A 26531-nucleotide genomic window follows, 5' to 3' on the forward strand; every position below is an offset into this window, starting at 1 on the left:
ATATTGACCTGTGCCAGTAACAATAAGAGGCATTGATAGTTTGCACAATCAACACCTAACTCATTTCTAGACGCTTTCGAGTTAAACCAAAGACTCACATCAACGTAAATACCAGTTGCGATATAACTCATACTGCAAATATAAGCTGCAACTTTGCAGTTGCAGCTAAGGTGTTATTGACCCGCAGCAGTATCCTCACCGGTCCAGAGTCGCATGATACGGTAAGGCGGTTTGGCGGTTTCGGCTTTTCCATTAAAGGCTTTTGCTTTATGCAATTGATTCACTGAAATATATAACCAGCCTGTTTCACCAAATTGCACACTATCAGGAAAATCCAGTAGTGGAGAACTGACCGCTGTTGTTAGTGTGCCTTTGTTATCTAGTATGGAAATGGCATTGTGGTTCAAATTGGTAAAGTAATGATTACCTTGTTTGGACGTTGCTGCGCCATCTGATACAGGCTTGGCTCCGACTAATTTTACCGTGGCGATAATTTTATCATTATTGCCTGTTTGTAAAGCCGCAGTCGATAACTGATACCAGTGAGTGCCATTCATTGCACCATAATAGAGTGTACTTCCGTCGGCAGATAAACTGATTGGATTGACCGCGACACTGGCGACTTTGCCATTAAACAATGTTGTTTTGTTATCTATGTTCATTACTGCATCCGTTTCAGCCTGCAGCGAGCTATGACCTGAAAAACGTATTGTATGACCATCGTCGATACGCACCGCTAAGAGGCCTGGGTTGGCGATATCGGCTAAATAAATCCAGCCTTTTTGAGAGTCGACAACCAGATCTTGCATAAAGCTGCCTTTAGGCGCGAGAGCTTGTGGTAGGACGATTTGTTTATATAGACTGCCGTCCTTAATATTGAATCCCCAAATCCTTGTCTGGCCTAATTCTAACCCCATATCTGCGGTCCAGAGGTGTCCAGCCTTGTCCTGAGCAATACCTAATAAGGTATCAAATTGAGCAGTATTGGCTGTCGATGTTTTTTGCAAATCCATTGAAGGCCAAGCTTTATAAGCGTTGGTCTCACTATTAACTTCAATCAATTGCAAACCTGATGGTGTATCAAATGGATGTACTGTGGCAAAAATCCGACCTTGTGCAGTGACGCTGACATTGCCAGGTCGTATTGGCAATTCAGCAACTGTTTCAAGACTTCCTACTGCTGGGGTGGCGTTTACAAAACTACTGGCTGTCAAAGAAAGCCATAATGCTGTTGTTAATAAGTGTTTCATATTCTATCTCCGCTTTTTCTGTTTAAGGGCTGTAGAATAGGAGTTATTATTTACAAAAAAAAGAGTATAAAGTTTAGCTCTGTTTCAATATTAATTTGATAATTAATGTTTATTCAGCAGTCGTTTCACCGGTCTCGACTTGCTGCTCGTACTTGCTGAGCTTGTTGTAGAGGGTTTTAACGCTGATCCCCAGTTGTTCGGCGGTATCCGTTTTATTACCTTGAGTGGTTTCTAGTGCTTGATAAATAGCGATTCTCTCTAAATCATCTAAGCGCATGCCTTGGGGGATAACAACTTGTTCACCACCACATAAACCCACTTCATTCGTCTGAGGTAGCTGTAAATGGCTGGGTAAAATATCCTGATCGGCCAGAATATAGGCTCGCTCAATTGCATGTTTTAATTCGCGCACATTACCAGACCAAGGGTACTTAGCAATCATCTGAATACAGTCTTCAGCTAAGCTCTTATTCTGCTTTTCGGCCACGTTACGATAGGCAAGAAAATGCTGCGCAAGCCCAATAATATCCTCGCCACGTTCCCGTAAGGGCGGAACGCGAATGGGAAACTGAGCCAAACGAAAGTACAAATCTTCTCGAAATAACCCAGCCTCTATCGCCACTATGGGATCACGGTTAGTCGCTGCCACAATACGTACGTTTGCACGTTGCACTTTGTCGCCACCCACAGGACGATACTCGCTATTTTCCAACACTCTGAGTAACTTCACTTGATGATCAATCGGCATTTCAGTGACTTCATCGAGAAACAAGGTCCCGCCTTCAGCCTGTTCAAATACGCCTTTGTGATCGCGATTCGCCCCCGTAAATGCGCCTTTGACATGGCCAAACAGCTCACTGTCGACCAATTCTGGGCTTAATGCACCACAGTTAATCGCAATAAAAGGCTCGTTCACCCTAGGGCTGGCAAGATGTATGGTATTAGCAACCAGTTCTTTCCCGACCCCACTTTCCCCAATAATCAGCACATTACTGCCTGTAGCAGAGACGCGACGAATTGTGCGGTATAGCTTGTGCATAGGAGCTGATGAACCAACAAGCAAACCGTATTGGTCTAGCTCGCTAGCAAAAGGATGCAGTCGATTAGGCGATGATGCTAAATACTGTGCAAAATCAGCAAAAATTTCGCTGATTAGCGGCATATCGTAAGGTTTGCGAAAGTGGTAACCAGCAAAATGAGACATTAACTGATCAAGATTGGGGTTTGGCTGACCGTCGGAGAGAAAAATAAACTCAATATTTGACATGGCCGCATTATCCAGCAGCACAAGGTAATCTTCACGACTAAGACTGGATAACTCAATAATGGCAACATCGACGTGATTTGCCCCTAGCTGCTCTATCCAAGGCAAGTCATCGACACTGCGTAGCTTATTAAAGTCAGCAGCACCAGCAAGTTCGATGATTGCTTGCTCGGCGCTAACATCCTGCAAGTGATAAAAAAGTGTCAGTCGAGCCATGCGTATCTACTCCCTGTATGAAAAACTACTGTATGTCAGCCATGAAATTTTAACAACAGCAACGGTAATAGTTGCCGATGTTCTAAGATGATATCTCGATGAACTGAGAATATCAGTCTAAAAATCAGCCTGTTAAAATATCATTAAAAACGAGAACAGAATATGCATGGTAGCTGAACGAAACAAAATCAGTTTACCCAAGCAGTTAAACAATCTATGTCGAACACTGGCATTAGGAGGCCCATAATGAAGTCTAATGTTGTGCAACATCAGACTGATATCCGCGCCGATATCATGTTGATCGATGAAATCATCAAGCTGAATCAGGAAGGACTCACATTTTACAACCAAGCGAGGAGGTATGTCGAAGACTATAATCTTAAGCGTGTTTTTTCCGCCAAAGCTAACATCCACCAACGAATGTTAACTCGGTTTGAACAGCTGAGACGTTTGGCTGACGAGCCAATTAATGGCCTAAGTCACACCGTGCCCGTCACTTATACTCAAGCAACAGAATTGCTGCAACAGTGCCAAATCTCGCAGGCTATGACCGCCCTTGTCGATATAGAGCAGCAAGTGCTAATCCAAATAAAACAAGCAGTAAGGCAAGCGCATCAGCCACAACTTGCAAACCAACTTGCAGAGGGTGCCGCTTGGCTGCAAATGAGTTACGACGGTACGGGATCGCTCAATCACCATTAATTCCCTGTCGCTAAGTGAGCCATATTTAACCGACTCCCCTCCACTTTTACTACAGACATAATACCGCACTGATGAGTGCGGTTTTTTATGCTCGAATGATGGCTCAGCATGCCAGAAAAAATTACATTTTGTCGGTAAAAAAGACCGACCAAAAGGAAAATGCCAAGGTATAAAAACGCCAAATAAAACAATTAAAACATTAAAAATCATTACCTTAAAAACATTGGCACGATTGGCGCATTATCTAGCTTCGAGAAAACAACGGAGGATATGATTATGAAAACTACAACAGCATCAGTACTAGTGGCTTTACTTGTCGGTTCAATCAGTTTAAATGTGGCTGCCGCCCAAGATTGGAAAGGCGGAACCAAGGATGCGTGGATCGATGGTAAAGCAGAAACCACTTTACTGCTCAACACGAATCTCAATTCCTTCGACATCATTACAGATGTCAAAGATGGTAAAGTGACGTTAACAGGTAAAGTGGAAAGCAGTGTGGATAAAGCCCTCGCCACAGAGCTCATCAAGAGTTTAGATGGGGTGAAAGATGTCGATAACCAACTCACTGTGATGAATGAAAAAGAAGGCACCAGTGAAGTTGTTGCCACCTTAACTGACTCTAAAGTTGCCACTGTCATCAAAACGCGTTTACTGTTTTCAACTGACGTATCCGGCACCCAAATTAATGTGGATGTTGCCAATGGCATAGTGACATTGAAAGGTGAAGTTGCCAGCGATGCCGAACGTCAACTAGCACTGAAAATTGCCGAAAATACCGACGATGTGAAAAAGGTCGTTGATAAAATTAAAGTTGTTAAAAAAGTGTCTTAACTCTCGCGACAACGGCATTTTTTAAATTAAACGTATTTTAAGTAACAGCACGCCGATCTAGACTCAAGGTTCGATAGTGCTTTATGAAAAAAGAATCAAAAAAACCAGCCTCAGCTGGTTTTTTTATGTCCATTTTCAGACTCAATCGAAAAGACTTACTCACTTAAATTAAGAGGAGTGAATTAAGATGACTCGAATGATCATAAAGGAGAAGAGTTACAGAAAACTGAGCTAAAACGCAGGCGTTACTCAAGCTTCAAAGCCAAACTAAGCTTCAAAGTCAAACTAAGCTTCAAAGCCAAACTGGAATGCATAAAAATGTTGGCCATTCTCAATATTGATGGTCATAGTGCCAGTTAACCCCAGCAACTCCCCCGCCCCAGAATGGGGTATCACTTCTAAGATCAGACGATTTTGTCCATCGGTCATAATGCCAAAATGTTGTAATACAAAACTGCCCTGCTTACCGCACAAATTACCAACCACTTGTTCAATGGCCACATAGCCAGCTGAGCCCTTGACTGACGTCATAGCACTGAGCATTTCCCCCTTGCTGCGCCCCTCAAGCTCACCATAAAAGGTTTTATCTAAGCCCATACGCCCTAGGGTCACACCACCAATGCCAGTAGCATAGGGGCTATCAGGAGTGAGCTTAACATCAAATTTCCCAGTGATTTTGCTAACTTGCATGACACTCTCCTTGTCGAAATCTTATGCTGACCTATTACCTGCTAACGCTTGCTACTGAAGCAAACATCACCCACAGACCGAAAAACAACTTAGCATAAGCCTACGTAGATCCATAATGGCATTTACACGTTACTTATGTATGCTGGTCTCACTCACTATCATCTCTATGGTTTTGACTATTTCAGGGGTTTCAGACATGGGTTGGTCAGACGCTCTATCACGATAAGTCACAGCAATTTTAAATGGGGCTTCAAAAGGATAAACAGGTTCAATACTATCCACCTCGATTCGATCGCCAAGCATGACACTGCCTAAGTGTTTCAAGCTATTGTGTTTAAAATCCAGATTAAACAATCCAAGATACCAAAATACGCCTGAACCTTGAGTCGTCACAATAAAGGGCGCCACAAAGGGCATAGTTTGCATTTTAGGATCATCTTGAATCGGTGCGTCACTTTGGGTGTCCGGCTCTAGAGCGGGATCGAAATTTAACGGTGTAATGCGCAAGTAATCGAGTAATGCTCGACCTTTTACCTCACCATCTTGGTAATCGCCCATAGCAAACTCTGTTTGCTTGATCTTAATAAAATGAGTCAGTGCAACGGACTTGCCGCCCTCAGGCAGCGTTATTTCAACAGGATTGGCGGTATTTAAGCTAAAGAGTTTGAGCATCACTTCCGATGCATTCGCCACAGGCTTTACCTCAAAAGGTGTCACAGTTTCGATCTCATTCGCCTGAGCCTGAGTTTTTTCATGCGCCATGGCTTCATCGTATTGCATCACCTGTCCATCTTCCATCACCATATAAATATCATCATTGGTCATGTTGAAACGGTAAATACCCGCAGCAAGTAAGGCTAATACCACTAAGGTTGCCGCTATGGTTAATTTTACAAACGTACTCATCTTCTCTCCCCAATCACGCTCGTTATGCGCTACTTTTCTAACACCGATAAACTTCAAATCAATGTCGGAGCAGTATTACAGATACTGAGTTAAAGCGAAGTGGGTAAAGTGTAAAAAATGCCGCTATTTTGAATTTTGTCAGGCTAAGTTCAGCAACATGCCTTTTACTCGACAAATATGATGGGCCGAGTAAATACTCAGCCCAATACATCACTACTTTTCGTTTTTCCACAAGGCTGGGGTTTGGTTCGGTTGCCAATTGCTTTGGGAGAAATGTGCTTGCACTAGGGAATAGATTTTATCTTGATAGGACACAAACTCAGGTAGTTGATAATTATGCTGCTCCTGCCAAGCAGGGGCATAGTTATCTAGCGTATCAAAACGATACCCTTGACGTTGAGCTTCTTCAACAAAACGCTTAATTTTAGGCAAGTTGATGGTTGCACCTTGTCCGCGGTGAGCATTCTCAAACAGGAAGTCGTGGGTCAAGATAACCACTTTCCCGTTATGTAAACCATCACTACAATCTAAGTTCTGCGTACGACTGTTAAGCGGATTCATCGTCGTTCCTGCGCAGGTGTTAATCACTTGATTGACTTTTGCCACCAGCTCAACCCCATCGGCCATGGATTCAGCAGGAAAAGCAACCCCCCAATCCTCTGGTCCCCAGTCTAGATCCCAGCCAAATATTTTATAGTCACTCTCAGCGAGCATGTTTTGAATTTGCACCGCAACTTGCGAACTGTTGGTCGAGGTTTCTGCGGTACAAGCAAAAGCGGGGTCCCAAGGCGGCACTGTATCGGATGTCGCACACAAGCCGTCGCCTTTGAGTTTACTGGTCACTCGCCAACCATTGGTGTAAGGCAAACGTGCCAACTTAGTCATCTTGTTATTGGGATAACTGGCGGCATTAGGAATAAGTTCAACCACTTTGGCCGTGTTCGTCACAAAATAGGTGAAATCGGTGGCCGCATCTTGATAGGATTTTACAGGCCAGAGTCCAACTTGATTACAATATGCCGCCCCAGATTGCACGCCATCAGTGCAGTTATGCAGCATATGATCGTAACTGTGGTTTGCCAGAATATGACCATCGTCTAGCAAACGTTGTAGGGCGACAGCCGCTAATGCCTCGTTTTCATCTCCTTCGCCATACATATGAAACGCATTAATAAAGAACGTCGCCTTAATATTGGCATCCTTTAACGCATCTAACAGCCCTAAGGTCGCGTCAATTGGACCATCATCAAAGGTAAGGTAAATGGTTTTATCGCTGGCGTAGGCCGCACTTAAGCCAGTACTCAAGCTCGCAACACAAAGCCCAACTGCAACGGCTATCGATTTCAGTTTCATGATTTCATCCTATAAATAATGTTTAAAGATGAATAAGTTAGTTCTCTTTACGCACTGGTTAATTCATAACCTGTAGACAGCGAGTTCACTCATCCGTTTAGCTTATCTATAGTGAGTAATCCCGCCGGCATTAGTTATACCATCCTAGCAACAAGCCATACTTTTCTACGCTAAGTCGATAAATCCTGCCTTTGCACCAGTTATACCAATCACATTAAATATCTAATCAGTTCAGAGCCTCACAGGCATTTCAATCCAAGGCGCATTGACGCAGAAATGGTCATTCCCTTTTAAGTCAATGCAACACCGGAGTGGGATGCCTGTGTGGCTCCCAAAGGGCGGGTTTCAACGCGCTTTATACTGCGTTTAAGGCTTTCGACAGAGCACCACTATGCCTTCAAGCCTTCGCCTTGTCTAAAGCGCGTTGAATTCCCGCTGAATGAACAGATATTTAATACGATTGGTATTAACTATCCCCTTACCCAAGGCTTCAAAGACAATAGAAAAATACCAATCCTAGTGTGAAAAGTACCGCATCAACAATTCGATAACAGGTAAGTTAACTGGAGAAAAAAACAACATAAAAGCACTACAGGGATGCAATAACATGTCAGAAGGTCAACTATTTAAGAGCTCTTTGCTCGCATTATGTATCGCTAACGCCTTGTTCGGGATGAGCTCAACCGCAGTCGCGGCGGAGCAACAAGAGGCAACTGCAGAAAATATTGAGGTAATCCAAGTACGCGGCATACGTCGCTCGATTGAAGCCTCTATGAATACCAAACGCTTCGCCGACTCCACGGTCGATGCTATCACCTCGGAAGACATAGGTAAGTTTCCCGATAAAAACATCGGTGATGCGCTGCAGCGCATTTCTGGGGTGACGGTCGATAGACAATACGGTGAAGTGAGCGGGGTCACCATTCGTGGTACAGCGCCAGAACAGAGTCGTATTTTGCTGAACGGTCAAACCGTTGCGAGCACCTCTTGGTATGATCTTGGTCCTGCCACTCGTACCTTCAACATGGAATTATTGTCAGCCGAGCAAGTTAGTGCGGTTGAAGTCCACAAAACGCCAACCGCTAGCCTTGAAGAAGGTGCGCTGGGCGGCACTGTCGATCTCAAAACCCGTAAGCCCTTAGATCTCGATGCTCACACCTATCAAGTGGCGGGTGAGTTGAGCCAAAGCAGCCTGTACGATGAAACAGATCCGAGTGGATCTTTCGTCGGAAGTTGGAAAAATGACGATGAAAAATTTGGTATTTTAGGTGCTTACTCAGTAGAAAAACTCACCAGTGGTCGGCATGTATTAGAATCGCTCAGCGGTTACTATGAGTACTTTTCCGCTGATCCTGCACAAAACCAAGAATCAACTGTAGGGGCGTGGGGGATTGGCTCACAAGCATTTAGAGCCGAACGTGAAAGGACCAGTGCCCAAGTTACACTGCAATTTGCACCGACTGAAAAAACAGAGTTCACCTTAGATTACTTTAATTTTGAACTCGATATCCCCCACGTAAACCATAACTTCTTAACCGTTGGCGCCCGCGGTTCGGGCTCCACCAACGTAGTAAATAACGCCCAAGGCGGCACAGCATCGGCAACGATTCTGCCAGCGTATGCGTCGATTATTTATAACCCTGTGGTACGCCACGCGGTCAATATGAAGTCTGACGTACTCAACTTAACCGGAAAATACGTCGGGGACAGTTTCACCCTTAGCGGCGTCATTGGCCAATCGACCTCAGATGGCGGCACCCAAGGCGGCTCATCTTCTTGGTGGATCCCTGCGACGGACCAAGGCGGCAAAATTGGCGATCCCGCCTTCCCTAATGGTCAAGGCAGTGTCGATGGTGGCTTTAGTTACGATGCCACAGGTCCCTATCAAGTGGTGCTCACGAGCCTAGATGCCAACGATGCTAGCCAGTTCAAGCATGCGCAAGAAGCCAACTACGAAACCACAGTGCAAGATCATAAAGTCACCTACGCACAGTCTGACTTCGAATATCAACTCGAGCATGATTTTATTAATAAAATTGCGGTCGGGATTAAGTACAACACCAGTGATTTCGAGCGCAATGCCTTCAATCGTAACCCCGCAGAAATCCTAGGTTTCGTGCCTAATGGCAACCTAGCCAACTGGAGCGATGGCGTACTGTCTGGCCTGCATTCCCAGAGTGGCGGCAATGTACTCGACTCCTATGCCAAGTTAGATGAAGACAAATGGTGGGCGTTTATCAGCGAGAAATACGCCAATGGCGAGTTAGTGGAAGTCGCCGATCTCGGTAACACCTTCACTGTCGAAGAGGATATGTTGGCCTTGTACGCCCAAGCGGATTTCAGCGGCGAATTCTATCGTGGTAACTTTGGTTTGCGTTACGTTAACACAGACCAAACCTCAACCGGTTTTGCCGATGGCAAACCCTACAATGAATCCGTTAATTACGATAATTGGTTACCGAGTATCAACGTCGCCTTTGATCTACAAGAAGATCTAATCCTACGTGCCTCGGCCTCTGCCGTGATGGCACGTAACAACTACAGCGATCTTAAACCTGGGTTAGCGATAGCGAAAAACTTTGGTACTGCGACCGGCGGTAATCCCAATTTAAAACCCTATAAGGCGAACCAAGCCGACCTTGGCATCGAATGGTACTTCACTGAATCTTCTATGCTGTCGGCAGCCTTATTCTACAAAGACATTGATAACGTAGTGTTTGTCACTGAGTCGACTCAGTACATTGAAGGTTGCGGCGCGTCAGAATCCGAGTGGGATAAATGCCGTGTCACAGCCCCAGCCAACGGCGGCAGCGGCTCAGTGACTGGGCTTGAAATCCAGCTGCAGCATAACTTTGAAAGCGGTTTTGGCTTCTTGACCAACTACACCTATGTTGACAGTAAGAGCACTCGCCCCGATGGCACTGAACAAATGATTGAAGGCGTGTCAGAAAACTCCTTCAACGGCTCACTCTTCTACGAAGATGATCTGTTCAGCGCCCGTATCGCCTATAACTGGCGTTCAGAATACTTAGGCGTGGGTAATATTCAAAACGTGTTAAACGACAGCTATCAACAAGTCGATGCCTCGATTATTTGGCATGCAATGGAGAACTTAGATATCTCACTCGAAGGGGTTAACTTAACCAATGAAGTGGTGCAATCCTATGATGTTAAATATGGATTGACGCAAAATACCATCGAATTTGGTTCACGTTATTTCGTCGGTGCCAGCTACAAATTTTAAACTTGAGTCACACTATAGCCGACCTTAGGGTCGGCTTTTTGCGTTGATAATGCAGCGGGGATAAGCCATGAAAGTGAAACAAGCAATCAGAAAAATCATTATCTTAGGTGGCGGTACCGCAGGCTGGATGGCCGCGGCCGCCCTCGCGAATAACCCCGTATTTGCCGCCATTGAACTCTGTTTAGTGGAATCGGACAACATAGGCACTATCGGCGTTGGCGAAGGCTCGACGCCACACTTAAAACGCTTTATGGACAACTTAGGCATTAGCGAAAAAGATTGGATGGAACAATGCCACGCCAGCTATAAAACCGGCATCGACTTTATCAATTGGAATGGTGACGGGCAGCAATACTTTCACCCCTTCTATTGTCAAATGGATGTAAAACCCGCCGAAGTCTTTTTTATCAACGCCAATGCGAGGCGCCGCGGTCATGGCAGTGCCGTTAAACCCGATGCGTTTTTCTCGAGTGGTGTATTGGCGAAACGCAATCTCAGCCCTAGGCCGAATAAAGCATTGCCCTGCGTTAACGAATACGGCTATCACTTCGATGCCACTGAACTTGCCAACTACTTAAAAGAATACGCTTGCCAACGCGGCGTAAAACACCTCATCGGCGATGTCATTGAAGTTTCAACAACCCAAAACCAACATATAGACGCCTTAATGCTGGCTAATGGCGAACGACTTAACGCCGATTTTTTTATCGATGCCAGCGGCTTTAGCGCTAAGTTAATTCATAAAACCCTAGGCGTACCCTTTCAATCCTTCGCCAATGAACTGCTCAACGACAGCGCCGTCACTGTACCTGTTCCTGTTCCTGCATTAATGGACTCCACTCAAACACAGCAAACCCAAACGCTGCAAGCCAAAGCACAGCACGCCAAGTACCATACCCGCGCCACAGCGCTCAGCGCGGGCTGGCTATGGCAAATCCCCCTCACCCACAGGCTTGGCAATGGCTATGTTTATAGCAGTCGCCACCTCAGTGCCAATGCCGCGGCCAAAGAATTATTGCACAGTGTTAATCTGCCTGAATCAACCCAAGTACGGTTTCTCAAGATGCGGGTCGGTGTCAGTGACAAGGCTTGGCACAACAATGTACTGGCGATAGGACTCGCGCAAAGTTTTATCGAACCGCTCGAAGCCACGTCGATCATGATGACCCAATTCACCCTTGAAAAATTTATGTCGTTATTCGAGCGCTATCAATTGAATAAGCAGGCAGAGACCTTAAGTCGACAAACACTCAATCAGGCGGTCATGCAGTTAGTGCTCGGCATAAAGGATTATATTCAGGCCCATTATGTCACCAGCCAGCGCAGCGAACCCTATTGGTTGGCGGCGAGAAAAGTCACCATTTCCCAAAGGCTGACGCAACTATTGCAAGCTTGGTATCAAGGGGAAGACTTTGATTTACTGCTTTACCAATACGATCAGCAACTCGCCTACTTTCGCCCTTCTTGGTATGCGCTGTTAGCGGGAATGGATTACCGCGACCCAAAACTGAAGCGCCCATTTGAGCCGATTTCAGCGGAGATCACGGCGCAAGCGATACGCTACAGCCAAACCTTAGTGGAGCAGTATTTTCAGCCTAAGCATCCATGATAAGAATGGTTAAATTGCCCTTTGTTTACTGCTAAAGCACTGACGAAAACGACTCGGCGTGACACCTTTAAATTGAATAAAGCGCCGATTAAAATTGGATAAGTTATTGAAACCACACTGATCGCTGATGGTTGATATCGGACTTTGATTTGACAGCAGTAACTTGCACGCCTTAGCGATCCTGAGTTGATTGATAAACTCAGTTAAGGTTTTCTCGGTGCGTTTTTTAAAGAAGCGATGGAAGTGATTGGTGCTCATATGCGCCAACTTTGCCAAATCCTGTGCCGACAAGGCCTGAGTGTAATTGTCATAGATATGCTCAATCACTTTATCGAGCTTTTTCACGGTAAAGTCGAGTTTACTACCGTGGGTAAACAAGGTACTCGACAAGAGTTCTTGCTGACTATCCTGTTGTAATAACGCTAATAATTCCAATAACAAAATATAGCGTCTAAAAGGATTGGCCGTCTCCATCGCGATAAACACACTATGGGCCTTACGCGCCGTTTCCTCACTAAACAACACACCTCGTTTGGCATGGGTCAAAAGTGAATGCAAAGACGCTAACTCACGTTGCTCATTCACAATTTGGTGTAGCCAGACCGCTGGAATTTGTGCCACATAAACGACTTCCTGCACCCTCGCATTCGAAGTGCCGTCTTTTAGCGCGTTGCCATTTGATATCTCGTCAGTTAAAACACCAAGGTTCGCCTCGGATTGCCAGCCGTGGGGCATATCTGGGCCTATGATCACTAAATCATAATCGCCATAACGGGCAATATGGTCGCCCACATAACGCATACCATAACTGTTGAGGGTTAAGCAGATTTCGTACTCGGGGTGATAATGCCAATTGAGATCCATGTGGTCCCATTCATAACGAAAGTAACGCCAAGAGCTATTTTCATCGGGGATCACTTTTTCACACAGAGGTTTCATCCATTAAACTCCAGTTGCTCATTCCTTTACCTTAGCTTCAATCAGCTCTTATAGTTCAACGCCATTCACTCAAGCTAGCCGTTATGCCAACCTGTTAAATTATTCAATTACTTAGACCTTATTTTTAATGCCAGCCTTGACCTATCAGCGCGGCGAAATAGCTGTGCCTTCGCGCACTATTGTCTATAGCAAGTCAGCCTCACAGTGATACTAAACTCTGCTACTCCAATACTATTCTATCCAATGTTAATTAAAGGTAACTATTTTACAAGTAAACACTTTATCAGCAGAGGCTAAAACATGGTTTTCTCTATGCTCATCCGCAGCAGCTATCTGCTGCCCACTATCTACAGCAAGTATTTACAGCACCTGATGTAAATCAGCCCAATCAGCGCAAACACGATTTGACTATGTGAGAAAAGTATCGACAGAGGCACCATTCGTATCACCACCAAGGCGAGCGTCAAGCCACAATGAATTTCACTTAATTCAATTGGCTAAGCACATGAAACACAAACTCATCATACTGTTTGTTCTCTGCACTTTCTTTGTGATTTCTTTGATGACCAACAGTATGGGGCCGATTTTCCCTGCGTTAATTGACAGTTATGCTATCGGCCTGACGTTGGCGGGGTTATTTCCCTTTGCGTTTTTTATCGCCTACGGCGTGACATCGATTCCTGCGGGGATTTTGGTGGACAAGTACGGTGAAAAGCGGGTGATCATCTTAGCCTTTAGCCTAGCGTTTATCGGCGCCGTGACTTTTGTGTGTCTGCCCACCTTTAGCATCGCTATGTTTAGCCTGTTTTGTATTGGCACTGGCATGAGTTTATTGCAGGTAGCAGTGAATCCCTTACTGCGCCAAGCCGCGGGGCCAGAGCATTTTGCCTTTTTCTCTGTTCTAGCCCAACTCGCCTTTGGCGGCGCCGCGACCTTAGCGCCGCTGGTGTATCAGCATTTTGTCGCCTTAGATCAAGCCAGTGTTGCATCAGCCAACTATGTGCAACAGCTATTGCCCGAGAACATGAGTTGGCTCGCCATGTATTGGTTATTCGCCGTGGTCGCGCTCGCCATGGTGCTCTTTGCCAGCCTAGTGAAGATGCCCAAAGTGAATAAACTGGCAGATGAGTCGGCAGGTGCCCTCGAGACCCATTTACGCCTTTTCAAAGATAAAACCGTTTTGAAATTCTTCTTCGCTATCGCCGCCTACGTCGCACTTGAGCAAGGGCTTGCTAACAGTATCTCAGTCTTTTTGCTGCAATATCATGGTCTTGATACCTTAAGTGTCGGCGCCAATGTGGTTAGCGATTTTTGGTTTTACATGACGCTCGGCTGCCTACTCGGTTTGCTGCTACTTAAACTTATCGACAGTCAGATCTTGCTGCTCAGTTTTTCCCTTAGTTCACTGGTTTGTTTTCTGGTGGCGATTTGGGGACCGAGCCAACTAACATTAATTTGTTTCCCATTGGTTGGCTTTTTCATTTCTATCATGTGGTCGGTGATCTTCTCGTTGGCGCTCAATTCGCGCACTCAAGATCATGGATCATTCGCCGGCATTCTCTGTACTGGCATTATCGGCGGCGCGTTTATCTCGCCGATCATTGGTGTTATCAGCGAGCTATCCGGCGAGTTACGGCTCGGGATGTTAGTGCTGTTAATCCCTATGGCTTACATAGGTTATGTGGCCCTAACGGCTCGTCCCTTGATAAAAAACACTACCCTGTTCTCAGCGAAAGCGGCATCAAAGGATGCCGAGCCGATGGCAACAAACAACACGAGAGGCAACAAGCTATTATGAGCGTCCTATGTTTAGATCTTGGGGGAACTAAACTGATGTTGGCACAGGTGGAAGGTAAAACCTTACTCGACACTTGGCGGTATCCTGTTCCCGCAGATGGCAATTTTGAACAATTATTCGATTTCCTCGTGACCTGTATCCACAGCCACCTCACGCCTGAAACCTATGGTATTTCCATCGGGATACCCGGCATGGTGGATATGCACAGCGGCACTTTACTCGAAGTGCTCAACATCCCAGCACTAACGGCAACGCAGTTAGCCCAGCAACTGCAAAATACCTTTGAGATGGATGTGGTTGTAAATAACGATGCGAACCTCTTTGCCCTTGGCGAAGCTGTGCTCAATCACAATCAAGACATGCTCGGAATTACCTTAGGCACTGGCGTGGGCGCTGGGGTGATTTTTAATGGTCAGCTGTATTCGGGTAAACATTGCGCCGCAGGTGAAATCGGCAGTTTGAGTTATCGTGATGGCATTATTGAGCACTACTGCTCGGGGCAATACTTCACCACACATCATCACATGAGTGGCGAGCATTTGTACCAAAAAGCCTGTGAAGGTGACAGCCAAGCGCTACAAGCCTTCGCCCATTTTGGCGAACACTTGGCGCACATGATCGCCCAAACCTTACTAGTATACGATCCCAAAGATATCATCCTTGGCGGCTCAGTCAGCCAAAGCTTTCCCTTTTTTATTGAAGCGCTTAAACAGAAATTGCAAAGTTTAGTCTATGGCCCGCAACTGACAGACTTGACGATTTCAGCCAGCCAACATCACAATGCAGCCCTCATAGGTGCCGCGCAATGGTTTTTACAACAAAAGGACTCAGCTAAGTGAAAGGACAAATAACACAGAAAGGGATGATAAAGTGGCAGAGGATTAAGACGGCCTTAGTCAGCGGCGTCATGGCAGTGCTTCCCGTGGCGTCGGTGCTTTCAATACTTGCGATGCCATCAGTACAGGCCGCCAATGCTGTGCAGGAGGCAAATCATGTCGCGCTGAATCAATTGGCCGATAAGCTCCAATTAAATTATCAGCTAACCGCTAGTTATCTTGAAACCTGTCCCGCTAAAGAAGCCCAATGCTATCGCTCCGCCATTGAGCTAACCCTGCCCACTCAACTATCCAACGACAAGTTATCCAGCGAAGAGTTAAATCATGGCGACTGGCAAATTTATTTCAGCCAATTATCGCCCGTTTATTTCGTCGATGCGGGTGACTTTAGCATTGAGCATATCAATGGCGATTTACATAAAATCACTCCTAAAGCCAGCTTTAAGGGCTTCGTCGCCAATCAAGTTTATCGTATTGAGTTTTATAGCAAAGGCAGCCAAATCACCCGTTCCGAGTTTATGCCAAACTTCTTTGTCGCTATGGGCGATAAGGCGCAGGTCATAAAGAGCACTCAAACAAGGCGCGATCCAGAAACGGGTTTAGCCGAGCAAGACTACCTCGCGCCCTTTAATGCCGAGAAACAATTCTTACTGGCAAAAAACGATGCAACCCCCTTTGCCGATGGCCAGTATTTAGCAGAGCAATATCAAGCCCTAGCCGCAGACAAAGCACCTGACATTAGCGGCAAACTCATCCCCACGCCACTTAATAGCCAAAGCCTAAACTCGGCACCTTTATCCCTTGCCAAAGGTTATCGACTCACGGCTGCGACTGTCGATTTTAAGGGACGGCAGGCGGCATTTGATTACCTCGATTCTTTAGGCTTTTCGGCCAAGGACAAAGGCACGCCGCTATTATTGCAACTCGATACTCAAGCACCTAAAGTCGCAAGCACTGAAGCCCATGATAGTGAAATTAAAAGCAGCGAAGCCTATCGGTTAACCATAACGACTGAACAAATCAGTATTCGAGCGGGCACTGAGGCGGGACTCTTCTATGGCCTACAGAGCCTAGCTGGGTTGATCAGTTTAAGTGACGATCAACTGGTCGCCATCGATATTCAAGACCAGCCTCGCTACGCCTTTCGCGGCCTACATATCGATTTAGCCCGTAACTTTCACTCGCTCGATTTTATTAAACGCATTATCCCACAGCTCGCCGCCTATAAAATCAATAAGCTGCACTTGCACTTAGCCGACGATGAAGGCTGGCGTTTAGCCATCCCCGGCTTACCCGAACTGACCGATGTGGGCGCAAAACGCTGTTTCGATTTAACCGAGCAAACCTGTTTATTGCCACAACTGGGCAGTAGCATAGCGGACGTTAACCCCGTCGATGGCTACTTAACCGTGGCGCAATACCAAGAAATATTACAACTGGCAGATGCTCACCATATCGAAGTAATCCCTTCACTGGACATGCCGGGGCATTCACGCGCAGCGATAAAATCCATGGAGGCGCGTTATCACCATTACCTCGCCAAGGGAGAAAAAGCTAAGGCGGAGGAGTTTTTACTGACTGAATTTGCAGATAAAACCCAATATTCGTCGATTCAGTATTACCACGACAACACACTCAATGTGTGTCTGCCGAGCACCTATCACTTTATCGATACTGTGATTGATGAAGTTAAAAAGATGCACCAAGCCGTAGGCATTCCTTTAGTGCATTACCACATAGGCGCCGATGAAACCGCAGGCGCTTGGGTAGAATCCCCCGCGTGTATCGCAATGAAAAAACAAAAAGCCGATGAGTTAACCGGACTGCATTCACTCAATGGTTACTTTATCGAGCGCGTTGCTAACATGTTGGCAGAGAAAGGGATTATTGCCGCTGGTTGGAATGATGGCATGGGTGAAGTGCGCCCCGAAAACATGCCAGCCCAAGTGCAATCTAACGCTTGGTCGCAGATTTCAAACAACGGCCATCAAATCGCCCATAAGCAAGCAAATTTGGGCTGGAAGGTCGTTATCTCAACGCCAGAAGTCACCTATTTCGATTTCCCCTACGCTAGCCATCCAGATGAGCGCGGCAATCATTGGGCCGCAAGGGCAATAGACAGCTTTAAGGTGTTTAGCTTTATGCCCGAGAATCTGCCCGCCCATGCCGAGCGCTGGCACAATAGCTTAAATCAGCCATTTGTGTCGGACGATAGCCACAGCCAGCTCAAACCGGGACACGGTTTTTACGGCTTGCAGGGGCATCTTTGGAGCGAAATGGTGCAATCAGACGAGCAAGCAGAATACATGTTATTCCCGCGCATGGTCGCCCTCGCCGAACGGGCATGGCATAAGGCTCCATGGGAATTAGCCTATGATTATCAAGGTAAAATCTATAGTCAGCAAACTCAACATTTTGCCCGCCAACTCAATGGCCAAGCCGAGCAAGTGCTCAAACAGGATTGGCAAACCTTCGCCGCGGTTTACGCCAATAAAGTGCAACCTAAGTTAGCAAAAGCGGGAGTTTTCTATCGCATAGCACCGCCTGGAATACGTGTTGAACATCAGCAGTTAGTGCTCAATAACTTATATCCCAATGCCGAGTTGGAATACCAACTCGACTCAGGACCTTGGCTAAGCTACCGCCAAGCTTTCAAGCTTAATGATGTCAAACACATCCGCGCCAGAGTCAAAGATGGCGCACGTTACTCTCGCCCATCGACTTGGCAAAGCTCCCTCTAATCGTTCATCGCACAATGTCGGCCATCACATGTGATGGCCGATACGTTAATTGACTATTAATACCACTGGTCGATGGGTTAAGCATGAGCTTACATTGAGGCTTTTCAATAACAGCGCAACTCAGGCTATAATCTCGCTATTCGCGATGACACTCTCGTGATAACACTTTATCAAGCCTAAGGATCTGCCAACCGATGACAACTGCTTCTACTAGCCCCTTTGCCGTGTTAAACCAAACCACAGCAACCTCGTTTAATGAACAGAAAAATCTGATTAAACGGGTATTTAAAGGTAAGCCAGTGCAATGTCCTAGCTGTAAACAGACACTTAAAGTCATATTGCCTGAGCAGGCAAAGGCAGAACAAGCCGCAGGAATTTACTGTGCTAAAGGCTGCACAGATATCGAACTCGATATGGAAGCCGTCGCGGGACTCTAATCATTCCAGAGCCAACCCACACTGGCATTAGCCTCACATTGACGGCCAAGCGACGATTACAACAGTCCCCTGTGATTAGCCGTTATAAAAATAAATATCTCTAATTATCAATGAGATTATTTAAACTGATCACGGTAATTGCTTAAGCTGCCCACGAAAATAGTGTCGATAATAGCCCACCAAATTACTGCCAATAAAGAGTACCTCCATTAACACTGCCACAGGCGATCCCACTAAGGCATTGTGAACGAGCCAAAAACTGGTTCCGACTATCATAAGCAGTCTGAGATCTTTATCCCTTTGACAGAATGCGGCGCGGGTTTGAAACAAGGTGCCTATACAACTGATCACAGTCGTTACCCCATTAAAGGTCACAATGCTCATCACAAGTGCAGCAATAGAGAAACACCATAGGGCTACTTTTGAGGTGGTAAAAATACTGGTGAGATAACGCACTGTGGCTATGCCCATTAAGCCTGCGGCAGTCCATTGCTCCAGCAAACAAAAATGAATTGAAATCAAGATGCCAGACACAAAAAGGCAGGCGACTATCCGCTCCCGCGCCTTAAATTGAAACGAAATCAGATCGAAGATAATGGCTATCGCCACCAAAATTTGAGACAAAGTAAACGCAGTCAACTTATTAAGCTCCTTCGCTTTAAGTAATAATGCACACTCTGATTGAAAGCTTTGTAGACTTGAGAGCGCAACTTAAGGCGCAGCATCATGGGAATCGCGCTTTAGCGCATTAACTTAAGTTAACTGGGAGCAAAAACCGTTAAAGAGAGTCTTGAAGTCGTCTACGCATACGCGACAAACTGATTGCCGTAATGCCAATATAATTAGCTAGCTGACCTTGGCTTAACCGCTCAAGCCAAAGTGGTGAATGTTCGCGTAAATACAGATAACGTTGCTCAGGTGTGTGCAGCAGTAAAAAGGCTTCCTTTTGTTCTTTATACAATAATTGCTGTTTAAGTAACCCAAGTTGCACTGACTGCAGCGAAGTATCATCCAATAGGGATAGTGGCATTTGGATAAGTTTACAGGCGCTTAAGGCTTCTAATTGGTAACGAGCGGGAATTTGCTTAAGCCAACTGACATACAAAAAACACAGTTCACCCTCGAAATAAAACTCCTTACAGCGCTCTGTGCCCTCCTGAGTATAATGGCAAGCGCGCACGATACCATCCACAACAAAATATGCCTGTGACTGCGCCTCACCTTGGTTAAGAAGCACCTCTCCCGCCAGCACGTTCAACGCTTTAAACTGTGATAAGTAACGTTCAACAGTAGCTTGACACGCCCCTAACGCAATCAAATATTGTTGCAGTGGCTGGCAAGTTGGCACCTGCAATACAGCAGTCTTTTTTACGTCATCAGGTTCAATCATGCGAGCTACTCAGCGATTTATCACTAAACACTTAACCACTGCCATTCGAGTAAGGGTTCAGCACTCGCTTGCAAGCCACGGCTCAGCGTGACGTTAAATACACTTTTAGCGGGAATGCTTCCCACACCCTTAGGCGTGCCTGTCATTACAATATCGCCCTCATCGAGACTGATAAATGCCTGTAGCTCGGACAATATGGTCTGAGGTTTGTAAATCATTAAATCGATATGTCCCTCTTGGACTAGCTTGTCATTGATACTCAAGGTGAAATGCAGCTGTGCCTCTGCATCATCAATCGCCACAAACGGACTGAATAACGCTGCACCATCAAAGGCTTTTGCTCGCTCCCAAGGCAATCCCTTAGCTTTTAACTTAGTTTGCAAATCACGTTTTGTGAGATCTAAACCGACGGCGACGCTACTGAAACGGCCATTTTGAAACATAAAACACAGCTCGGTTTCATAATGCAAGGTTTCCCCTTGATGCTCAGAATAAAGCACAGTCGAAATGGCCGAATTGGGCTTTAAAAATACCACCATATCCTCGGGAATTTCGTTACCTAATTCATGGATATGCTCAACATAGTTACGCCCAATGCAGAGAATTTTTGTCGGTACGATAAGATTTTCACCTAACACGACTGATTTCATCTTTAATCCTTTTCAAGATAGGGTTGAGATTATTTTAAATAATAAAACCAATTAGTTAACCTAAATTAAATCTAAACGTTCAATTGAACTAATCACTGTACTTATGACGAACTCTGCTACACTTAAATCAATATTTCAACGAAAACAGCGATCTAACCATTAATAAACCCATTTTACAGGGACAGTCATAGAAGAGGTTTTCGCACTATGTTAACGCTTACCATAAAACAAAAAATCATCTTTAGTTTTAGTGCAATTGGCGCGCTGCTCATCGCTGGTAGTAGCTTTTTCTACTATTCACTCTCCCAAGTGCAAACCGCCTATCAAAATATTGAAACCTTAGCCGTACCCGTGCAAAAGCAGAGTAATAGCTTACAACTAGTGCTATTAAAAATGTCACGCCTTGCCACCCTAGCCCATAGTCAGCAAGACACTGCCGCCTTAACCAAAAGTCAGCAAGCATTTACCGCGCTGCAGAAGAAATATCAAAGTATCGAAAATGAGTTAATTGAGCGAGTTGCAGATCAACCTAAGATGCAAACATCCCTAAACGAAGCGCAGGCAAGATACCAAGCCTATTTGCAGCAAAGCCAAGCCATGTTTAGCGCTAAACTCGCCAATGAACAAGCAAAACGGCAGTACCTGCAACTCTTTGAGCACTTTAACCATGCCAAGACCAACGCCAGTAATGCGATGATTGATCTCGAAACTCTTTCCATCCCCGATAATCCCACTTTACTCGAAGAAATTGTCGGCACAGGTACTCGCATTGACGACATGCTCTATACGCTAGCCAACACTATGGGGGAACTGATCCACACTCAAAGTTTGGATGTTATTCAATCGCACCAACAGGATGTCGGTATTTTACTGGGGAACCTCACCACTAACTTTACCTTTTTAAAACAACAAACTGATGGGCTTGATACCTTAGGCCTACTGCAAACATTCGAGCAAGAATATGCGATTATCAATACCTTACTCGCAGCGCCTGCCGAACTTTATAAAGTGCAACAAGCCGTAGTTGAGGCACAACGACAAGCAGAGCAACATTACCTCGATGCCGATAAAGAGTTTAATGCGAATAATCTCGCCTTAGATAAGTTAATCAACTTAGCCGACCGCCGATTTACCAGCCTGCAAACCATTGCCAGTAACGATATTCAACAGGGTCAAACCTTAGCGATTGTACTCGCACTGGTATTTATCATCATGGTGAGCTTTATCTCTTTCTTCACCTCCAAGGCTATGCTCAATCCCTTAGCCTTAGTGAACGGCGCACTCGCCAGTATCGCACGAGGGGATTTATCAAAACGCATTCATAAACGCCATAACGATGAATTTGGTGCCCTAATCGATAACATGAATACCTTGAGTGACGATCTTGCCAAGCTGTTAACCAATATCAGCCAAAATGCCCATTCATTGGACAGCTCTGCCACCCAAACCAATGAGCAAGGCCAGCGCATCGCCAATGCCGCAACGGCGCAAATCAGTCGAGTCGATGAAACGAAAGCCTTAGCAGAACAGATGTTTACTAGCTCAAATCTAGTGACAGAACAGGCCAGTGAGTCGGCGAGACAAATCAGTCAAGCCTCGAAATACGGTAATCAAGTGAAGCAAATTGCCGATGATAATCGCAATAAAATTGCCGAACTGAGCGCCCGTTTAAGTAGCTCAGTTGAAGTCATGTCTCGCTTGAGCATTCAAAGCGATAATATTGGCAGCATTTTAACCACCATTAGCAGCATTGCCGAACAAACCAATTTGCTGGCACTGAACGCCGCCATTGAAGCCGCCAGAGCGGGGGAACATGGTCGTGGTTTTGCCGTCGTAGCCGATGAAGTGCGATCACTTGCCTCACGCACCCAAGCCGCCACCGCCGAAATTCAAACCATGATCACGGCCCTGCAAAAAGAAACGTCCACGGCAGCCGATGCAATTACTACGGGGCAAAATCAAGCAAATGAGTGTGTCGGACAAAGCCAAACCCTGCAGGATGCTATCGCTCACATAGAAAGCACCTTACATACCCTCAATAAAATGAGTCTAGAGATCACCCACGCCGCCCACGAGCAGTTAGATTACAGCCAACGGATTGAGTCGAGCATGAGTGAGGCGGCACAATCTGCAGACCAAAATGCCAATGAAGCCATGGACATGGCTAAACGCAGCAACGAAGTCACTCTGCTTGCCCATTCACTCACCAGCTCAGTGGAGCGGTTTAAACTGTAGAGGTGATGAGATCTAGATTCTAGAATCTAGGCATATTCCATCAGGAATTCATCGAGCTGTTCGTTGGCAATTTCAATCTCATCACCTTCGAACTGGGCGATATGAAACATACCCTCACCTTCGTTAGTCACAGGGATATTACTTATTCCTATGATAATACCGTCAGTTGGCGCGCGAATGGCCACACTGTCACCGCCGTGGGGACTAACGATATGGGCAATGATATAACCCTTAGTTACCCGCTGGCCGAGTTTAAGCTTCATATTCACTAAACCATCGGATTCACTGCGCACCCAATAACTGCGGATAGCACTGACACTCGCGCCTTTGTTACTCACTCGCCCTTTAAGCATATCTAAACTGCGCATCACATTGAGCACACCTTTGAGGCCAGATTTTATCGACAACTCGCTAAAACGTAACGCCTCTCCAGCCTCATATAAAATGCAAGGAATGCCCTGTTGATTAGCATAACCTCGCATAGAAACACTGCGCGCTTTAGAATGCATAATAAGCGGCGCACCAAAGGCATTCGCCATGGCGAGCATAGTCTCATCATTAGTATCACAGCGAATTTGCGGCAAATTATCCCTATGGACGGCCCCAGTATGTAAATCAATCACATGGGTTGCATGAACTAATAACTGAGTGGCAAACAGATTAGCTAAACGGCTTGCGAGCGCCCCTTTGCTAGAACCAGGAAAGCAACGATTTAAATCACGACGATCGGGTAAATAACGGGATTGCTGAATAAAACCAAACACATTCACTATTGGCACCACAATTAACGTGCCCGTCAGATTCTTGGGATTCACTCTGGCTAATAAACGCCGACAAATTTCGATACCATTGAGTTCATCCCCATGAATGGCGGCACAAACCAGTAAAGTCGGGCCAGGTTTGGCTCCGTGAAACACTTCCACATGAATATCGAGTTGCGTATCGGTATACAACTTAGCGGCAGGCAGCTTGATCCCTAATTGCGTCCCGGCTGTGACTCGTTTTCCCGCTAATTCAAATGCTTCACGTCTTTTTACCATGGCAACTCCCTTGTTCTATCAAATGTTATCCCGCGCGGTTGGCTCATGTTTACCGCATTTTGCCAAAGTGATCCGCTATTACATATCAGCCGACTTTAAAGACTAAAGTGGGATTTTAAACGAATTATTGCGGCTCAAATTGGTTCAGCCAAGATTTTAAAATCTGCAGTAACACAGGCCTATCTTCAGCACTCACGCCCGCGAACAACGCACTTTGACATTGAATATGCTGAGGTAATGCCTTATCAATGAGCGACTTACCCTCAGCAGTTAACGAGACATGGACGGCGCGGCGATCTTCCTTACTGTGCTCCCGCTCAATCAGCCCCTTATTTTCGAGTCTGTCTAAACGACTGGTCATAGCGCCAGAACTTAGCATCATGCTCTGATAAAGTTGCGAAGGCGAGAGTGTGAACGGCTCTCCCGAGCGCCTTAACGTCGCGAGCACATCGAACTCCCCCTGACCTAAGCCAAATTCGGCGTGGCATTGCAGCAGTACCACTTCGATATATTTCGTTAAACGAGCGATTCGCCCGAGCACAGCCATAGGGATCAAATCCTCACTCACCCCTTGCTGTTGCCACTGTTCAACAATTCTATCGAGGCCATCTTCTTTGGTATTCGAATCCGCTTTCTTTTTATCCGTAGAACTCGCGTTAGTATCCGCAGGACTGGCATTAGTTAGCGTCATTTTAGCTGTCATAGGTTTATCTCAATATAAAGATTCTTTACATCATCCTTTACATCTTAGTCATTTTCTCGCAGAATTAAAATATCTTTATATCAAGATACATCCGAAAGAGATTCTTTTTGAATTGTAGTGATGTGGTTTCAACCTACTGTTGTTGAAAGGAAATCATCATGAGTATGCTAAATGCTGCTACAAATCACTTTTTCAGCAAATCAAACTCAGCTTATTTTTGGAGACAATCCATGCGATCCCCCCTGACAGAGAAAGCGAATTTATTGCTGCTCGGACTCGCGTTCATCCTTATTGGTCTAAATCTACGGCCCATTCTCGCCTCCGTTGGGCCTTTACTGCCCAGCATACAAAAGGATATCAGTTTAAGTTTTACCTTAGCGTCTATGCTGACATTGCTGCCCGTGCTCGCCATGGGACTGGGTTGTTTTGCAGGCTTTAGTATCGCCAAACGCTTAGGATTCAATACCGTAATGACAGGATCATTGCTACTGCTTATCGCCGCTACTGCAATGCGCTTCTGGGCGATAGATGCCAATTGGCTTATCTGCTCGGCATTACTGGCAGGGGTCGCAATCGCCCTCATTCAAACCATAATGCCCGCCATGATTAAGCTTAATTTCGGTGAACGGGTGCCCTTAATGATGGGGCTTTACGTCACCGCCATTATGGGCGGCGCCGCATTAGCGGCGAGCAGTGCGCCTTTTATCGGGATGAACTTAGGTTGGCGCGCGGGTCTAGGTCATTGGACTTGGCTAGGCATATTCGCACTCGTGCTGTGGCTCCTGATTAAACATAAAGCCACATTACCGAGCCAAGCAAAAGAGCAAACTTTGCAACTTAACTTTTGGCGTTTTCGTCGCAGTTGGCTATTGGCGATATTTTTTGCATTAGGCACAAGTTGTTATGTCTGCGTACTTGCATGGTTAGCCCCCTACGCGGTCGAGCTAGGTTATAGCCAAACTCAATCGGGATTAGTGTTAGGTTTCTTAACCAGCATGGAAGTGATCGCGGGCTTAGTGTTTCCTTGGCTTGCCAGCAAGTCGACGGACAGACGCGCCATCATAGCCCTACTCTGCTTGCTACAACTCATTGGCTTTATGGGACTGGCACTCGCCCCTCAAGTATCGCTATTTTTATGGGCGGGACTTGCAGGATTAGGTATTGGCGGGATTTTTCCACTCGGGCTGATTGTCACTATGGATCATCAACAGAATCCTATGTTAGCAGGTAAATTAACCGCCTTCGTGCAGGGTGTGGGATATACCATAGCGGCTATCTCGCCTTGGATTGCCGGATTAATTCGCGATAATTTCAACAGCTTTAACAGTGCTTGGTTATTACTCGGTGGCTTAAGTGTGATCGCGTGGATATTATCTTGGCAATTTAATCCGCAGGGCTATGCACGCCAATATCAAATCACCCGCTGTGTATCTTAACCATCTAATTTAAAGTAAAGAATCCGCCTTCTTAGAAGGCGGCTTTGACTTGCCCCTGGAAGGGGCTATTCCAAGAACCTACATCATCTGCAACGACAATTGAGCCTCATGTTCCTGATCTTGTTTATCTTGATGGCGCACATATCGTCTAATGATTTCTTCATTAACACCTACTGTATCTACAAAATAACCTCTGGCCCAAAAGCTATTGCCCCATAGCTTTTTACGTACATGAGGGAATTTATTGAATAACCTTATCGC

General features: G+C 45.8%; 22 protein-coding genes and 1 pseudogene. 11 read left to right on the top strand and 12 right to left on the bottom strand.

Annotated features, from left to right (window positions below):
* Nucleotides 1-173: 173 nt before the first annotated feature.
* A complete protein-coding gene (locus L5M49_RS15885; RefSeq protein ID WP_263266407.1) occupies nucleotides 174-1250 on the bottom strand; it encodes a major royal jelly family protein in 1077 nt (358 codons plus the stop codon).
* Between the two features lie 109 nt (nucleotides 1251-1359).
* The gene (locus L5M49_RS15890) at nucleotides 1360-2730 is read right to left on the bottom strand and encodes a sigma-54 interaction domain-containing protein (protein ID WP_219250162.1); all 1371 of its coding nucleotides are present in this window, start codon (nucleotides 2728-2730) and stop codon (nucleotides 1360-1362) included.
* A gap of 246 nt (nucleotides 2731-2976) precedes the next feature.
* Here L5M49_RS15890 and L5M49_RS15895 point away from each other — a divergent pair, with 246 nt between their 5' ends.
* Entirely contained in the window at nucleotides 2977-3432 is a 456-nt protein-coding gene (locus L5M49_RS15895) for a hypothetical protein (RefSeq protein WP_028760642.1), read from the top strand.
* A gap of 276 nt (nucleotides 3433-3708) precedes the next feature.
* Nucleotides 3709-4263, top strand: coding sequence for a BON domain-containing protein (locus tag L5M49_RS15900; protein WP_105249747.1), 555 nt, complete (start codon nucleotides 3709-3711; stop codon nucleotides 4261-4263).
* Nucleotides 4264-4548: 285 nt separating this feature from the next.
* Here L5M49_RS15900 and L5M49_RS15905 read toward each other — a convergent pair whose 3' ends face one another.
* The 3 genes from L5M49_RS15905 to L5M49_RS15915 form a co-directional block, all read right to left on the bottom strand.
* Nucleotides 4549-4953: a DUF3224 domain-containing protein gene (locus L5M49_RS15905; RefSeq protein WP_263138089.1), complete on the bottom strand. Its 405-nt coding sequence runs from the start codon at nucleotides 4951-4953 to the stop codon at nucleotides 4549-4551.
* A 129-nt stretch (nucleotides 4954-5082) separates the two neighbouring features.
* On the bottom strand, nucleotides 5083-5859 hold the full coding sequence (locus tag L5M49_RS15910) for a hypothetical protein (protein ID WP_263160695.1): 777 nt from the start codon (nucleotides 5857-5859) through the stop codon (nucleotides 5083-5085).
* A 213-nt stretch (nucleotides 5860-6072) separates the two neighbouring features.
* On the bottom strand, nucleotides 6073-7212 hold the full coding sequence (locus L5M49_RS15915) for a polysaccharide deacetylase family protein (RefSeq protein ID WP_263138088.1): 1140 nt from the start codon (nucleotides 7210-7212) through the stop codon (nucleotides 6073-6075).
* Between the two features lie 324 nt (nucleotides 7213-7536).
* Between L5M49_RS15915 and L5M49_RS15920 the strand changes: the two genes are divergently transcribed.
* From L5M49_RS15920 to L5M49_RS15930, 3 genes are all read left to right on the top strand, one after another.
* The gene (locus L5M49_RS15920; RefSeq protein ID WP_263180941.1) at nucleotides 7537-7737 is read left to right on the top strand and encodes a hypothetical protein; all 201 of its coding nucleotides are present in this window, start codon (nucleotides 7537-7539) and stop codon (nucleotides 7735-7737) included.
* A gap of 82 nt (nucleotides 7738-7819) precedes the next feature.
* Nucleotides 7820-10456: a TonB-dependent receptor gene (locus L5M49_RS15925; protein ID WP_263266408.1), complete on the top strand. Its 2637-nt coding sequence runs from the start codon at nucleotides 7820-7822 to the stop codon at nucleotides 10454-10456.
* 67 nt (nucleotides 10457-10523) lie between these two features.
* Entirely contained in the window at nucleotides 10524-12065 is a 1542-nt protein-coding gene (locus L5M49_RS15930; RefSeq protein ID WP_263266409.1) for a tryptophan halogenase family protein, read from the top strand.
* Nucleotides 12066-12074: 9 nt separating this feature from the next.
* Here L5M49_RS15930 and L5M49_RS15935 read toward each other — a convergent pair whose 3' ends face one another.
* Entirely contained in the window at nucleotides 12075-13004 is a 930-nt protein-coding gene (locus tag L5M49_RS15935) for an AraC family transcriptional regulator (protein WP_263266410.1), read from the bottom strand.
* A 505-nt stretch (nucleotides 13005-13509) separates the two neighbouring features.
* Here L5M49_RS15935 and L5M49_RS15940 point away from each other — a divergent pair.
* The 4 genes from L5M49_RS15940 (at nucleotide 13510) to L5M49_RS15955 (ending at nucleotide 18816) form a co-directional block, all read left to right on the top strand.
* Nucleotides 13510-14802, top strand: coding sequence for an MFS transporter (locus L5M49_RS15940; RefSeq protein ID WP_263266411.1), 1293 nt, complete (start codon nucleotides 13510-13512; stop codon nucleotides 14800-14802).
* Nucleotides 14799-15641 (top strand): ROK family protein, encoded by an 843-nt coding sequence (locus L5M49_RS15945; RefSeq protein ID WP_263266412.1) that lies wholly within the window; start codon nucleotides 14799-14801, stop codon nucleotides 15639-15641. The genes L5M49_RS15940 and L5M49_RS15945 overlap by 4 nt, the downstream gene beginning before the upstream one ends.
* On the top strand, nucleotides 15638-18379 hold the full coding sequence (locus L5M49_RS15950) for a family 20 glycosylhydrolase (protein ID WP_263266413.1): 2742 nt from the start codon (nucleotides 15638-15640) through the stop codon (nucleotides 18377-18379). The genes L5M49_RS15945 and L5M49_RS15950 overlap by 4 nt, the downstream gene beginning before the upstream one ends.
* 194 nt (nucleotides 18380-18573) lie before the next feature.
* A complete protein-coding gene (locus L5M49_RS15955; RefSeq protein WP_006080930.1) occupies nucleotides 18574-18816 on the top strand; it encodes a hypothetical protein in 243 nt (80 codons plus the stop codon).
* 129 nt (nucleotides 18817-18945) lie between these two features.
* Here L5M49_RS15955 and L5M49_RS15960 read toward each other — a convergent pair whose 3' ends face one another.
* The 3 genes from L5M49_RS15960 to L5M49_RS15970 all read right to left on the bottom strand — a co-directional run bounded on the left by L5M49_RS15960 (nucleotide 18946) and on the right by L5M49_RS15970 (nucleotide 20856).
* Complete coding sequence (locus L5M49_RS15960; RefSeq protein ID WP_028760654.1) at nucleotides 18946-19455, bottom strand: YgjV family protein; 510 nt, start codon at nucleotides 19453-19455, stop codon at nucleotides 18946-18948.
* A 139-nt stretch (nucleotides 19456-19594) separates the two neighbouring features.
* Nucleotides 19595-20206, bottom strand: coding sequence for a Crp/Fnr family transcriptional regulator (locus tag L5M49_RS15965; protein WP_263266414.1), 612 nt, complete (start codon nucleotides 20204-20206; stop codon nucleotides 19595-19597).
* Between the two features lie 23 nt (nucleotides 20207-20229).
* Complete coding sequence (locus L5M49_RS15970; RefSeq protein ID WP_263266415.1) at nucleotides 20230-20856, bottom strand: fumarylacetoacetate hydrolase family protein; 627 nt, start codon at nucleotides 20854-20856, stop codon at nucleotides 20230-20232.
* A 207-nt stretch (nucleotides 20857-21063) separates the two neighbouring features.
* Here L5M49_RS15970 and L5M49_RS15975 point away from each other — a divergent pair, with 207 nt between their 5' ends.
* Entirely contained in the window at nucleotides 21064-23091 is a 2028-nt protein-coding gene (locus tag L5M49_RS15975) for a methyl-accepting chemotaxis protein (protein ID WP_263266416.1), read from the top strand.
* A 26-nt stretch (nucleotides 23092-23117) separates the two neighbouring features.
* Here L5M49_RS15975 and L5M49_RS15980 read toward each other — a convergent pair whose 3' ends face one another.
* Complete coding sequence (locus L5M49_RS15980; RefSeq protein WP_028760658.1) at nucleotides 23118-24131, bottom strand: succinylglutamate desuccinylase/aspartoacylase family protein; 1014 nt, start codon at nucleotides 24129-24131, stop codon at nucleotides 23118-23120.
* Nucleotides 24132-24255: 124 nt separating this feature from the next.
* A complete protein-coding gene (locus L5M49_RS15985) occupies nucleotides 24256-24834 on the bottom strand; it encodes a MarR family winged helix-turn-helix transcriptional regulator (protein ID WP_263266417.1) in 579 nt (192 codons plus the stop codon).
* 230 nt (nucleotides 24835-25064) lie between these two features.
* Here L5M49_RS15985 and L5M49_RS15990 point away from each other — a divergent pair, with 230 nt between their 5' ends.
* Nucleotides 25065-26270: an MFS transporter gene (locus tag L5M49_RS15990; RefSeq protein WP_263266418.1), complete on the top strand. Its 1206-nt coding sequence runs from the start codon at nucleotides 25065-25067 to the stop codon at nucleotides 26268-26270.
* 78 nt (nucleotides 26271-26348) lie between these two features.
* Here L5M49_RS15990 and tnpA read toward each other — a convergent pair.
* Nucleotides 26349-26531: pseudogene (tnpA, locus tag L5M49_RS15995) on the bottom strand (IS200/IS605-like element ISSod23 family transposase); the annotation flags it as partial.

Source organism: Shewanella sp. SM74 (assembly GCF_025653725.1).
Classification (GTDB): domain Bacteria; phylum Pseudomonadota; class Gammaproteobacteria; order Enterobacterales; family Shewanellaceae; genus Shewanella; species Shewanella oncorhynchi.

Bases quoted from the DNA above. Each gene is read 5' to 3' on its own strand.
- L5M49_RS15915 (WP_263138088.1), bottom strand. From the start codon at position 7,212: ATGAAACTGAAATCGATAGCCGTTGCAGTTGGGCTTTGTGTTGCGAGC.
- L5M49_RS15885 (WP_263266407.1), bottom strand. From the start codon at position 1,250: ATGAAACACTTATTAACAACAGCATTATGGCTTTCTTTGACAGCCAGT.
- L5M49_RS15965 (WP_263266414.1), bottom strand. From the start codon at position 20,206: ATGATTGAACCTGATGACGTAAAAAAGACTGCTGTATTGCAGGTGCCA.
- L5M49_RS15905 (WP_263138089.1), bottom strand. From the start codon at position 4,953: ATGCAAGTTAGCAAAATCACTGGGAAATTTGATGTTAAGCTCACTCCT.
- L5M49_RS15985 (WP_263266417.1), bottom strand. From the start codon at position 24,834: ATGACAGCTAAAATGACGCTAACTAATGCCAGTCCTGCGGATACTAAC.
- L5M49_RS15925 (WP_263266408.1), top strand. From the start codon at position 7,820: ATGTCAGAAGGTCAACTATTTAAGAGCTCTTTGCTCGCATTATGTATC.
- L5M49_RS15890 (WP_219250162.1), bottom strand. From the start codon at position 2,730: ATGGCTCGACTGACACTTTTTTATCACTTGCAGGATGTTAGCGCCGAG.
- L5M49_RS15980 (WP_028760658.1), bottom strand. From the start codon at position 24,131: ATGGTAAAAAGACGTGAAGCATTTGAATTAGCGGGAAAACGAGTCACA.
- L5M49_RS15970 (WP_263266415.1), bottom strand. From the start codon at position 20,856: ATGAAATCAGTCGTGTTAGGTGAAAATCTTATCGTACCGACAAAAATT.
- L5M49_RS15935 (WP_263266410.1), bottom strand. From the start codon at position 13,004: ATGAAACCTCTGTGTGAAAAAGTGATCCCCGATGAAAATAGCTCTTGG.
- L5M49_RS15895 (WP_028760642.1), top strand. From the start codon at position 2,977: ATGAAGTCTAATGTTGTGCAACATCAGACTGATATCCGCGCCGATATC.
- L5M49_RS15955 (WP_006080930.1), top strand. From the start codon at position 18,574: ATGACAACTGCTTCTACTAGCCCCTTTGCCGTGTTAAACCAAACCACA.
- L5M49_RS15910 (WP_263160695.1), bottom strand. From the start codon at position 5,859: ATGAGTACGTTTGTAAAATTAACCATAGCGGCAACCTTAGTGGTATTA.
- L5M49_RS15945 (WP_263266412.1), top strand. From the start codon at position 14,799: ATGAGCGTCCTATGTTTAGATCTTGGGGGAACTAAACTGATGTTGGCA.
- L5M49_RS15940 (WP_263266411.1), top strand. From the start codon at position 13,510: ATGAAACACAAACTCATCATACTGTTTGTTCTCTGCACTTTCTTTGTG.
- L5M49_RS15990 (WP_263266418.1), top strand. From the start codon at position 25,065: ATGCGATCCCCCCTGACAGAGAAAGCGAATTTATTGCTGCTCGGACTC.
- L5M49_RS15930 (WP_263266409.1), top strand. From the start codon at position 10,524: ATGAAAGTGAAACAAGCAATCAGAAAAATCATTATCTTAGGTGGCGGT.
- L5M49_RS15900 (WP_105249747.1), top strand. From the start codon at position 3,709: ATGAAAACTACAACAGCATCAGTACTAGTGGCTTTACTTGTCGGTTCA.
- L5M49_RS15975 (WP_263266416.1), top strand. From the start codon at position 21,064: ATGTTAACGCTTACCATAAAACAAAAAATCATCTTTAGTTTTAGTGCA.